The following is a 12,507-nucleotide window of genomic DNA, read 5'->3' on the forward strand; positions in this document are numbered from 1 at the left end:
TTAAATTTAATTTTAGAAATTCTTCTTTTAGACAGATAAAATTATCGTAAGCCTGGCAAGGACGCCAGGCTAGCGAACCTGAGGCAGGACGCTGAATGTGAGCGTTAGATAATTTTATATGGCTAAAAGATTAGAATTTCTTAAATTAAATTTATTGTTCCGAGCTTTTATGCAAGTCATGGAGGAGAAATTTCATAATTCTATCACATTATACCTTTTTGTGGTTTAATCATGGTATAAAATTATAGAAAAATAATTTCACGTAGTATTTAAATTTCCCCTCTACAGAAAGTATATATTTTTCTATAAAGTTTATGAATTCTTTCCTGTTAAAATTATTCTCAATTATATTTCCATAATGTTCCTTATAATATACATCTACCATATTTGAAAGCTTTTCTCTAAGCTTATCATCTTTTATATTCTCTACAAACTCCTTATCCCCTATGCTTTCTCCTCTTACTATATCTATACTCTTAAGTCTTCTAGCTGTGAAACAATAAAGAGGTATAATACTATTTGATTTTATAATTTTTCTTCTTTTAACCTTATAAAGTACGTAACTCAAAGCTAAAATACCTATAGAAGCTAGTATGGTAACAATTATTTTTATTTGTTTACTAGTTAATTTAATTTTGTGATTTTCTGATACGGTTTGCTCTTTTTGTATATTTTGTACTTTATTCTTATTTTTGTTAATTTTTATATCGTCTATATTTATATTCGCATTTTTTTTCTTTTTATTTCTTCTATATTCCACTGGAGTAGGTGATGCATCTGCTATGGCCCAAATATCCTTTTCAGGATCAATTAATACCTCACACCAAGCATGAGCTTCTTCATTAGTTACATTTATACGCGTGTTTCCCTCTCCCTTTCTATCAACTTTAAAGCCTTCGGAATATCTAGCAGGCACTCCCGCTATTCTGCACATAACAGTCATAGCTGTAGCAAAATACGTACAGTATCCTTTTTTTTCATCAAAAAGAAAATAATCTACGAAATCTCTTCCCTCTGGTACATCAAAAACTTCTAATGTATATTGATAGTTTTTATTTAAATAATTTATTATCCTTTCTACTTTCTCTTCGCTGCTCCTGCTTCCAGCTACTATATCATAAGTTAATTCATAAACCCTCTCTGGAACAGAATTGGGCATCTGCAAATAATCTCCATACTTAATCTTTAACGTATCATCGCTCATTACAATAAGACTTTCTCCTATATTCTCTCGTTTTATAGAATTCATATCTCTAAATTTACTTTCTTCCCCTTTATCATATATCATTTCACCTAAAAAATAAGTGCTATAGTTTATATCATTTTCCCTAATATATTTTGTAAACTCCTCAATAGTCTGTACGGCTCCATCTGTATATTTCACTGAATATGGTGAATCCTGAATCTGTGAACTTATAAATACAGGAGTATTATCATAATACACTGTACTATTTACGCCCTCAATATCATAAGGATTTAGTGGAACTAATAAGGATGTGCTTCTTATTTCTTTAGGGATAATTTTCACTTTACGTTTTTTAATACCTTTTGTATTAAATACGCCAAATTTTCTTATATTTTGATTTTCTTTTTTCCAATAAGATATATTTTTGGATTTCCACATAACGCCATTATAATAATTTTTCATGGATCCCCTAATATATTTTATATAATTACCATCCATCTCAAAGGCTACCTTATCGTCTAATATTATTCTTCCTCCTAGTTTTTTATCATTATTTGAATATCCTGATAGTCTTAAATTATATGAACTTCCCTTAGCTACATCTAGAGGATTATTTTGAAAATTTTTTGCGAATCTATTTACAAAATTTCCTTTGTGATTAGTATAATATTTTCCCTTAAAATTTTGTGGTAAAACTATAGATATAGTTGAAACTATTAATGAAAAAATACAGGAAAATATAACTACTTTTTTAAAATTAAGCTTAATTTCAACATTATCTTTAAGAAGTTTTTTCCGCATCTTGCTGTAGGCAAAAATCCCACTAGAAAATAAAGAAATAAATAAGAACATCTTTAGGTTTTTCTTTACATCCTCGGTATACCCCAAAAACCACATGGATGTTACATAGGCCAAATTCATAAGTATTATTAAATTATTAAATTTATAACTTATACCTAAAACTAGTGGTACTACTAATACAAAAGCTAATATAAACATAAATTTATATTGAGCAAAGGCTGTAGGTTGTATTTTTTCAGTTAAAGTATAGAGCTCATTAAAATTGTTTATAAACTCTTTTTCAATAAAGCCATAAAAATTATTTCTATTATTATATACAATTAAAAATAAAAAGAGAAATATAGCTCCTGTAGCTATTAATCTATATTTTCCCCTCTTCAAAACATAACTATATATCCAATATATAAATAAACTTATTAAAAATAAAAATATAATATAGAAATAGCTAAATCCTTTTATTATTAAAGTATCTTTTAATAGCTTCATTGCAAAGAGCAAATTAACAAGAACTCCAAAAATTAGAGCCCCTCTCTCTTTTATCCAGTTCAATACTTTTCCCCCCTGATCTGACAGTTGACAATTTACATTTGTGAATTAATAATTCTTTATTCATAATTTTGTTATCACTCTAAAGAATGTTTTCTTCTACAATTTCATTAATTAAAGTCTAAAACCATATACAAAAATTGTATTAATTCTTTTTAACAATATTTAATTGAAATCCTTCTGTATTATACTGTTAATATTTATTGTTCTAACCCCTATTTTCTCTAAAGCATCTATGTATTTAGCATTGTATGTATCAGCCAAATAATATAATAACACTACTTTATAATTCTTGTTTATTAGTGAACATAACGTATTCCAAATTTTTTCATGAACTTCTGAAGTAACTATATAAATAAGTCCACTATAAGAAATATATTTTATATTCATATCTATAAAATCACAAAAATCTACATTGCCGTCACTTTTCTCATTTACCATATCTTCCATAAATTCATTAAAAGATTGTCCATTATATACTTCTAGCTTAGTATTTTTACTATCATTTATAAATATTTTACTTTTAATTCCATTTATATTCATATAGTTTATCAATGAAGCTGCTATCTCTATACATTTATCCTCTATCCATTTACCATCCTTAGATGTGTAGCTCTCTCTACTCATATTCAAAAAAACATTAGCCAACTTTCCACTAGTGCTTTCAAAATTTTTAACATAAAGCTGCCTTTGTTTAGCACTTAGCTTCCAATGTACTCTTTTTAGACTATCACCACTTACATACTTTCTAATATCTTTTAACAAAGATGTATCCTCATTAAAATTTCTATTTATACTTCTACTATCACAAGTTCCATCTCCAAAAACCCACTTACCATCTATTGGATATATTTTAGGATAAACTTTTATCAACTTATCTCCCACGTAATACTTCCTTTTTAAAGAAAATATATTAAATAAATCATACGCCATTATATTAAATTCCCCTAAATCAAACACCCCTCTAGAGTTAAATATTAAATTTAGTTTTATAATTTCACTTTTATTAGAATCTACATATACACAATGACCATGATAATTTTTATCAAACAGCTTAATGCTATTATTAAATATATAAAGATATGGAATACTATAGTTTTTTACCAGTACTTCTAAGTCATCACTTTCCCCTACGGTGTAAGAATTCTTTTTATCTCTAAAAACTAAGTGCAATTTTCCCATTACTTTATAGATGTATATAAGCTCAATAATTAATGTAACCACAAAAGTATAAAAAACAGCATAAGGAAGATTTCCTCCTAGTATAATTGCCACTATAAAGGAAATTACAAGAATAAATATAAACTTTTTATTTATCTTTATCATTTTCATTTACCTTAGGTACAGCTATAGTGTTTAAAATATCTTTCACTACATCATCTGATGTATAATTGCTTACCCTTGCTGAAGGGGTTAATATTATTCTGTGGCTTAATACTGATAGAGCATTTTCTTTTACATCTTCAGGTATTACATAATTTCTGCCATTTATAAGTGCATTAGCTTGTGACACTCTAAGAAGTGCTAAAGTTGCTCTAGTACTTGCACCTAGTACTAAAAATTTATTATTTCTGGTGGCATCAATTATATTTATTATATATTTATTTATATCCTCGCTAACATATATTTCTCTAACTTTATGCTGCAATAGCATTATATCTTCTGCTTCTGCAACGGCTTCAATATCTTCAATAGGCTCATTTTTCCTATATACATTTAATATGCTTAATTCTGCATCCTGACTTGGATAACCTATTCTAACTTTCATCATGAATCTATCTAGCTGAGCTTCTGGAAGTGGATATGTACCTTCATACTCTATAGGATTTTGAGTAGCTAAAACAAAAAAAGGACTTTGTAGTTTATATACATTATTTCCTTCTGATACCTGTCTCTCCTCCATTACTTCCAGCAATGCTGCTTGAGTTTTAGGGGAAGTTCTATTTATTTCATCTCCCAGAACTATGTTAGCAAAAATAGGTCCCTTCATAAATTGAAATTCCATGGTCTTTTGATTATAAATAGATACCCCTGTTATATCTGAAGGTAACAAGTCTGGCGTAAATTGTATTCTACTATAGGATAAATTAAGTGACTTAGCTAAAGCCTTCACCAACATAGTTTTACCAACACCAGGTATATCCTCTATAAGAATATGTCCATTAGATATTATTCCTTTTAATATGTTTCTTATTTCAGCATTTTTACCTATTATAACCTTTTCCATGTTACCTATTATTTTTTCTAACAATTCAACTTCTTTACTCATTTTCATTACCCCCTCTGTTTTGTTTCATTTCAATCACCAACCCCTATTCACTGATCTAGAATTCATGGTTTTATTAACTTTTAATTTTAAATTTATAAATTTCTAGTTCTTCATTGATGATTTAATATTCTAAATAATTAGTTACATCTATTATATAACTTTATTGTGATATTTTCTATTTTTTCCATAAAAATAATACTCATAAAAACATGAGTATTATTTGTTTTAATTGGTTTTAGTATTGTTTGTACTTTGATTTGCTGGTTTTGTACCTGTTTTAGTGGTGTCTACTGGTTTCTCAGGAACTTCTTCTTGTTTAGGAGTTTCCGCATTTGGCTTAGAAGGCTCTTCACTCGGTTTGGTATTTGGTTTAGGATTCTCTTCTGGTTTCTTTTCAGGTTTCTTAGTTCCTTTTTTCACTATACCATTTACGGGTCTATAAAAGTCATCTGATACTAGTTCCTTTTTAACCAAATTGCCGTTTTCATATATATTTCTATAAACCTTAACTTTATAACCTGTATGCGCAGGTTGAATCTGCTCTGTCTTTCCTTCTTCTAAATTTGGATCATCTTTAGTCTGACTGGAGGCTTGCAATGTTTGATATATATTATTTTCCAAAGAGTAAGTTCTATTTTTTAAACTTTTATTGCTGTATATATTGAAAGTAACTACTCTACCACCTGTATGTCCTACAATATAAATAGGATATTTAAAGGTATTCTTAAATTTATAATCTATATTTCCATAATCTACAGTAGCGTCCATACCATAAGGCACATAACTGGATGGAAATGAATGATGAGCTCTTTCTACAGAACTTAACCCAGTCTTCAATACTACATTATAAAGGGTACTTGATACTTGACATACTCCTCCACCTAATCCCGATTCCAACTTGTTTCCAACTATTACTCCAGCTGCCATGTAACCTTTCTCTGCTGTTCTTCTTCCAACTACATCATTGAAGCTAAATACTTCTCCTGGCATTATCAATGTTCCATTTATACTTTCAGTTGATAATTTAACATTAGTAGCTCTTGCATAGGAGGAACTTCTATAGCTTGTACTAAAAGTTGCTAATAGAGTATCTATTTGTTTTAATTTTTCTTTAGTTGCCTTTGGCTTTGCAACTTGAAGTGGTGCATCTAAGTTAAAATCTTCACCATTATTTTTTTCTATTTTCTCTTTTATTTCTTTCTCTAGTTTATCTGCCAGAAGCTTTTTTCCCTGAACTTCTGGAATTATTTCTATACCTCCAGCATTAGTAAAGTTTATCTTTGCATCCTTAGGTTCTTTGTTTACATTTTTGGAAATTCCATCAATTATATTCTTCATTTTCTTCTCATCATAGGTAAATTTAGGAGCAAACGTCCTTTCTTTGGCCTTTTTTATATAAAAATATTTTTTAAAAATATTTCCTTCTTTACCATAAGAATATACCTCATCTAAGGTAGACTTAATGTTATACTTAATATTTAAATCAGAATACTGTATATAATAGCTTTTTCCTTCCGCCCTTATTGTGATTTTATTATTTTTTTGTATGGATTTTTGTCTTTCACTTAATAATTTAAAAGCTTGTTCCTTAGTTTTTCCTGATAAATCTACCCCACTTACCTTAACTCCAGGTGAAATAGTTTCTTGGTATTTTTTCACTGTAAAATAGGCATAACTAGTAAATCCCACTAAAAGAAACATAATTACTGATATAACTACAATAAATATATTTCTATATGGTTTTTTATCTACACTTTTTATTTTCATAGCACTTCTCTCCTTTGCATATCCTAAATCATTATACTACAAAAATCATTAATGTTAATATATTTTTATATTTAAATATATTACTATATATTTAAAAAAATCACTCTATATATTTACAATTACTTCTATGAAAAAACATTATTTATGAATCTCTAAACACTAATTCTAACTCCATAAAATATCTTCCCGCATTATGGACTATTTTTAAGTATTTAAATAGTATAAATTTCTCTATATTACCAATTTGAAAATATAATTTTATTTAAAAAAATATTTAATTATGTTAAAATTAATAAATAATATTTCAAACTATTTTAGGGGGAATTGACATGAATTTAAATGAGAGGAAAATTAAATACTACTTAAATAATGTTTTAACTATACCTAGTCCAACAGGTTATACTAGCAAAATAATGGACTATATAAAAGAAGAATTACATATTATCAGTGCTTATTATTACACCACTAACAAAGGTGCCATAATTGTTTCTATTAAAGGAAAAGATGATGAAAATCAAAGAACCTTGTCTGCCCATGTGGATACATTAGGGGCTATGGTTAAAGGCATTAACTCTAATGGTACTTTAGCTTTAACTCCACTAGGTGGATACATGATGAACTCAATAGAAGGAGAAAATTGTACTGTGGAAACCATCGAGGGTAAAGTTTTCACTGGAACAATTCAAACCAAGAAACCATCCGTACATATAAGTGGTAACGATGCCAGAGAACTTAAGAGAACTCCTGAAAATATGGAAGTAGTTTTAGATGAAAAAGTTTTTTCTAAAGAAGATGTGGAAAAATTAGAAATAAATGTAGGCGATTTTATATGCTTAGATAGCAGGACATCATTTACTGAAAAAGGTTTTATAAAAACAAGACATCTAGATGATAAAGCTAGTGTAGCTATTCTTCTTTACGTTATAAAATATATATTAGAAAATTCTCTAGACCTTCCTTACACAACAAATATATTAATAAGTAATTATGAAGAAGTTGGTCATGGTGCTTGTTATATTCCCCCAAAAACTAAAGAATTTATCTCAGTTGATATGGGTGCTCCTGGGCTAGATCAAAATTCTTCTGAATATTGTGTATGTATATGTGCTAAGGATTCTTCTGGTCCTTACGATTTAGATATTAGAAAGAAGTTAACAGATATATGTAAAAAAAATAATATAAATTATAAGATAGATACTTATCCCCATTATGGTTCTGATGCTTCTGCCGCCCTTAGAGCTGGCTATGATATAAAAACTGGTCTTATTGGCCCGGGTATTTTTGCATCCCATGCTTATGAAAGAACTCATATGGATTCTGTTTTAGCTACTACAGAACTTGTTCTTAACTATTGCAAAAGCAATTAATTAAAACCCTTCGCATAAAAAAACTACCGAGTTTTCATGCAAAATATTACCTAGAAAACTCGGTAGTTTTTTTATATCATGTCCACTACCATAAAAGCTAAATTATTTGAATGTGCCTTAGCTGCTAAATAATGTTTTTTAGTCTTATATCAAATAAACAATTTATTTAGTATAATGAATATCTTTGTTATATGGACAATCTGTTATTGCTTTTTCTGAGATTTTTTATATTCACTCTCTCTTCTTCACTTAATCTCTTGGATTCTAATATCTTTTGTATAGATTTATTTCTAACTTCCCGGGAAATTTTTTCACTTTCTATAAATTCTAAAGCTAATGATCCATCCACAAAATAGCAAGTACTTATAAGCCAAGCCATACCCATTACAACATAATATTCTTTACTGTCTACATACCGTATCATAAGAAATATATCTTCTATATGTTTTTGATCTGTAAAATAGTTGTTCAGTAATACTAAGCCAAATCTAATTTCCCATGGATTAGCACTGCGTATATATTTTTTAGTCCTTATAAAAAAGCTCTCTCTACTTTCTTTAACTACTTTTTTCAAGCTTCCAACAAAACTATCACATAAAGCCCAATTGTGGATTCTTAGAATGTATAAATCTATATTATTAAACATATTCTTAGTGTCTTCATAGGGCAAATTGGGAAGAAGCATACCCTGAATAAGCTTTTCTTCATAGGTATCTCCCTCTTCTAAAAAATTATAAAAATTCATTAAGTCATTATTCTTACAAAGACTTTTACTTATCTTCTTTAGTATAGGAATTCTAATGCCTATAGACTTTCCTAAGTCAGGAATAATTTTTTCATTAAATTTCTTATATTCTTCATCCTTTATTGAATATAAAAACTCTTTAAATTCTTCATATTTTTCCTTATTCCATTGAATAATACTTAAATTATCTACATCCATATAATCTCTCCCAAAAATTTATTTAAACTACCATCCACCCGAAGAGCCTCCTCCAGAAGAGCTTCCTCCTCCGAAGCCTCCAAAGCCTCCGCCTGAACTTCCACCAGAACTTCCGCCACCAAAACCTCCAAATCCGCCAAAGTGATCATCGTCATCATCATGGAAGTTTCTTCTTCCTCTTCTTCTATTAAAAAGAGAATCCCAAAACATAAATTCCATTAACCTACCCAAAACTCTGCCCTTATTTGCAAAAATATCTAATAATATTAATATAACTATTATACTAACAAATTTATTTGCACCTTTGGAATCACTAGCTCCTGACTTACTTTTAGGTAAGTTAACTTTTTTATTTTTATCTAAGCTTACATTATACTCCTTGGCTATTTTATCTACCAATGCAGAATAACTATATTTTAATCCTTTACCATAATTACCTTTCTGAGCTTCTGGCGTAAAATATTCTTCCATTATCCTTTTAGATTGTATATCCGTAACAGCTCCCTCTAATCCTGTGCCTACTTCAACCTTCCATTTTCTATCCTTTTCAGCCACTAGTATTAAAAGACCATTATTTTTACCTTGCTCACCAATTCCCCATTTTCTAAAAAGCTTATTAGCATAGTCATCTATATCTTTATCCTCTAAAGATTTTATAGTGACTATTACTGCTTGAGCACCTGTTTTATCTTCTAGCTCTTTTCCTATAGATACTATGGTCTCTAATTCATCTTTTTCTATTATATCTGCATAGTCATTTACATACTTATATTCTGTAGGTTTTGGATAATCAACCTCCCCATATACCGGTTGAAAGCATAAAAAACATGTAAAAAATATACTTAGTAAAGTAAATAAAAATCTATTCTTCGATTTTTTCATAATCATACATCCCATTTAATTATTTTTAATTGTTATCTATTTATTATTAATCCAATATATTTCATGATATATTTTTACAACTTTTCCTTTTTGTATTAACAATTATTTTCCTTTTACATTAGAAAAGTCTACTTTTGGAACTTCTTTTGCTCCATTTGAAGCCTTGTAATACTCTTTTTTCTCAAATCTAAAAATACTTGCTACTATGGAATTAGGAAATTTTCTTATGCTTACATTATATTTGTTTACGCTTTCGTTATAATCTCCTCTAGCTATAGTTATTCTATTTTCTGTACCTTCTAAAGATGTCATTAAATCTCTAAAGTTTTCGTTAGATTTTAACTCTGGATACTTTTCAACAACTACTAATAATCTAGATAGTGCTGATGATAATTGTCCATCTGCATTAGCCTTTTCTTGCATATTCCCTGCTCCTGCTAATTTTGATCTAGCTTCAGCTATATCTGTAAATATCTCTTTTTCTTGTGTAGCATATCCTTTAACGGTTTCCACAAGATTAGGAATTAAATCCATTCTTCTTTGAAGTTGCTTTTCTATTTCACTTTGGCTCTGCTCTACCTTTTGTTCCAAAGATACCATTTTATTGTATGTTCCTACTAAAGGTACTGCTATTACTAAAATCACTGCTAAAACTATTAGTACCGTTTTTAAAGTCTTGTTCATAATATCCACCTCCAAAATACTCTATTCTTAACTTTAAATATAATATATCTATTATAATACATTTATAAATAAAATGCAGTTATTATATTATATAAATTACTTGTTATTTCTATTAAATATATTAATATATTGTTCTATTATAATACTTAATTCATATGTATAATATGTATAATTATCTATACATTATAAAATATATAACTTTAAGCTAAAATTTATTATTTAATTTTAATTTTTTTATTCTATTATTACCATGCCATCCCATATTTTATTAAAATTTTAATTAATACCAAATATAATCTAGATAATAAACGAGACATTTCTTAATTTCATATAATTAATTATGGTTATTATATATATCTGAAAACTCAATATTAATTCTTTCAATATTATTGTATTTTTTTATAGAATCTTCTTGATAACATTTACAACTTTCTCCAACTAGTTTTATTGGAAGCTTTATTGTAAACTCTGTTCCCTTGTTTTCTTCACTCTGTAAAGAAATTTTCCCTCCATGCATTTTTACTAAAGATTCTACCAAAGAAAGCCCTATGCCACTGCCCTCTCTATTTCTAGATAAAGATTTATCTACTTGAGTAAATCTACTAAACACTTCTTTTTGCTTTTCCTTAGGTATTCCTATACCAGTGTCTTTAACTACTATGTCTATGTAATCTTCCCTATCAAAAATATTTACATATATATTTCCTCCAGGCTCAGTAAATTTAATAGCATTGGATAATAAATTCAAAATTATTCTCTCTATTTTATCTGGATCACAAGCCATAATCTTTTCCTCTACATCCGTATCAAAAATCAACTGTATATCGTGTTTTTCTATATAATCTCCTACTGATAGAGATATATCTTCCACAAGATTTACTATATTACAATTACACATATGTATTTCATAAAAACCAGCACTAATCTTGGTAATATCAATTAAATTATTCACTACTCTTATTAATCTATAGCAATTCTGTTTCATTATACTTAAATATTTATTAAATTTAGAATCATTATACTTATTTTCACTTTTTTTATATAACTCCATAACCTGAAGTGCAGAGAATATAACATTTACAGGAGTTTTTAATTCATGTGAAATATTTGCGAAAAATTCATTCCTTATTCTATCGTATTCTTTACGTTCTTTTAGTTGAATAGTCTTTTTCTTAACTTTTTCTTTTAATTCCTCTATTCTATTTTTTTCTGATATATCTCTAACTATTTCCATAACTGAAATGTCATCTTCAAAAGGAACTAAGGTACAGGTAATTTCTAACTCTATAATTTCATTATCAATTTTTCTTATAAATTTTTCTTCTGTTGGAGGAATTACACCTTCCCTTTTAACTCTATCTAATCTCTGCTGATTGATAGATACATACTTTTCATGAACTCCTACTAATCTAGATACATTTTGCCCCAATATATCATCAGGTGTTTTGTAACCAATTAAATTAGCATAATAATCATTGCAATATTTAATGACTCCATTTTTATGAACCACAACACCATCTGGCATAAATTTCAGAAGTCTTCTATATCTATTCTTACTTTCCTGTAACTCTTCTTCCACCTTTTTTCTTTTAGTAATATCGAAAGCAAATCCTAAATTAAATTTTTTTCCATGAATACTTATGTTTTCACTGCTAAATTGAATCCATTTTTCTTTTCCATATTTAGTTATTAGTATAAAATCTTTAGTCCAATGTGACTTATTTTTTTTACTTTTTAAATTCATTCTAAATAAATCTTCTCTACAATTTTTATGAAACAAATGGCTAAATTTCATATTTGCCACTTCTTCCTTTGAGTATCCTGTATATTTTTCTGCAATAGAATTCATATATATGCATCTATCTTCATGGTATATAAATGTAATTACAGAATCTATTTGTGTTACTGATTTAAATTTCACTGATTCTTCAGTAATCTCATTAGCAATTTTATATATGCCTAATTCTCCCTTATTAAAAGTATCCCCTGCCATTGATGTTTTCCCCCCCAAATATAGTGTCCTATATATATCATTACTTGACATATACTTCTATATTCTACG

The 12,507-nt window shown here is 28.0% G+C and carries 9 protein-coding genes; 1 reads left to right on the forward strand and 8 read right to left on the reverse strand.

From position 1 onward, the window contains the following. Window positions 1-229: 229 nt before the first annotated feature. From C1715_RS01145 to C1715_RS01160, 4 genes are all read right to left on the reverse strand, one after another. On the reverse strand, window positions 230-2,536 hold the full coding sequence (locus C1715_RS01145) for a transglutaminase domain-containing protein (protein ID WP_102398851.1): 2,307 nt from the start codon (window positions 2,534-2,536) through the stop codon (window positions 230-232). A 162-nt stretch (window positions 2,537-2,698) separates the two neighbouring features. Beyond that, window positions 2,699-3,865, reverse strand: coding sequence for a DUF58 domain-containing protein (locus C1715_RS01150; protein WP_102398852.1), 1,167 nt, complete (start codon window positions 3,863-3,865; stop codon window positions 2,699-2,701). Then, window positions 3,843-4,802: an AAA family ATPase gene (locus C1715_RS01155; protein WP_102398853.1), complete on the reverse strand. Its 960-nt coding sequence runs from the start codon at window positions 4,800-4,802 to the stop codon at window positions 3,843-3,845. Before C1715_RS01155 ends, C1715_RS01150 begins: the two co-directional genes overlap by 23 nt. A 225-nt stretch (window positions 4,803-5,027) precedes the next feature. Then, window positions 5,028-6,569, reverse strand: coding sequence for a VanW family protein (locus C1715_RS01160; RefSeq protein ID WP_102398854.1), 1,542 nt, complete (start codon window positions 6,567-6,569; stop codon window positions 5,028-5,030). 329 nt (window positions 6,570-6,898) lie between these two features. Between C1715_RS01160 and C1715_RS01165 the strand changes: the two genes are divergently transcribed. Next, window positions 6,899-7,936: a M42 family metallopeptidase gene (locus tag C1715_RS01165; protein ID WP_102398855.1), complete on the forward strand. Its 1,038-nt coding sequence runs from the start codon at window positions 6,899-6,901 to the stop codon at window positions 7,934-7,936. Window positions 7,937-8,123: 187 nt separating this feature from the next. Here C1715_RS01165 and C1715_RS01170 read toward each other — a convergent pair whose 3' ends face one another. The 4 genes from C1715_RS01170 to C1715_RS01185 all read right to left on the reverse strand — a co-directional run bounded on the left by C1715_RS01170 (window position 8,124) and on the right by C1715_RS01185 (window position 12,438). Continuing rightward, complete coding sequence (locus tag C1715_RS01170; RefSeq protein ID WP_102398856.1) at window positions 8,124-8,879, reverse strand: DNA alkylation repair protein; 756 nt, start codon at window positions 8,877-8,879, stop codon at window positions 8,124-8,126. Window positions 8,880-8,906: 27 nt separating this feature from the next. Further along, window positions 8,907-9,761 (reverse strand): TPM domain-containing protein, encoded by an 855-nt coding sequence (locus C1715_RS01175; protein WP_102398857.1) that lies wholly within the window; start codon window positions 9,759-9,761, stop codon window positions 8,907-8,909. Window positions 9,762-9,863: 102 nt separating this feature from the next. Beyond that, complete coding sequence (locus C1715_RS01180) at window positions 9,864-10,445, reverse strand: LemA family protein (RefSeq protein WP_102398858.1); 582 nt, start codon at window positions 10,443-10,445, stop codon at window positions 9,864-9,866. Between the two features lie 334 nt (window positions 10,446-10,779). Next, window positions 10,780-12,438, reverse strand: a complete 1,659-nt coding sequence (locus tag C1715_RS01185) for a PAS domain-containing sensor histidine kinase (protein ID WP_180963954.1) — start codon at window positions 12,436-12,438, stop codon at window positions 10,780-10,782. Window positions 12,439-12,507: the final 69 nt, after the last annotated feature.

The organism is Haloimpatiens massiliensis, from assembly GCF_900184255.1.
Taxonomy (GTDB): domain Bacteria; phylum Bacillota; class Clostridia; order Clostridiales; family Clostridiaceae; genus Haloimpatiens; species Haloimpatiens massiliensis.

Bases quoted from the DNA above. Each gene is read 5' to 3' on its own strand.
- C1715_RS01150 (WP_102398852.1), bottom strand. From the start codon at position 3,865: ATGAAAATGATAAAGATAAATAAAAAGTTTATATTTATTCTTGTAATT.
- C1715_RS01180 (WP_102398858.1), bottom strand. From the start codon at position 10,445: ATGAACAAGACTTTAAAAACGGTACTAATAGTTTTAGCAGTGATTTTA.
- C1715_RS01170 (WP_102398856.1), bottom strand. From the start codon at position 8,879: ATGGATGTAGATAATTTAAGTATTATTCAATGGAATAAGGAAAAATAT.
- C1715_RS01165 (WP_102398855.1), top strand. From the start codon at position 6,899: ATGAATTTAAATGAGAGGAAAATTAAATACTACTTAAATAATGTTTTA.
- C1715_RS01185 (WP_180963954.1), bottom strand. From the start codon at position 12,438: ATGGCAGGGGATACTTTTAATAAGGGAGAATTAGGCATATATAAAATT.
- C1715_RS01175 (WP_102398857.1), bottom strand. From the start codon at position 9,761: ATGAAAAAATCGAAGAATAGATTTTTATTTACTTTACTAAGTATATTT.
- C1715_RS01160 (WP_102398854.1), bottom strand. From the start codon at position 6,569: ATGAAAATAAAAAGTGTAGATAAAAAACCATATAGAAATATATTTATT.
- C1715_RS01155 (WP_102398853.1), bottom strand. From the start codon at position 4,802: ATGAGTAAAGAAGTTGAATTGTTAGAAAAAATAATAGGTAACATGGAA.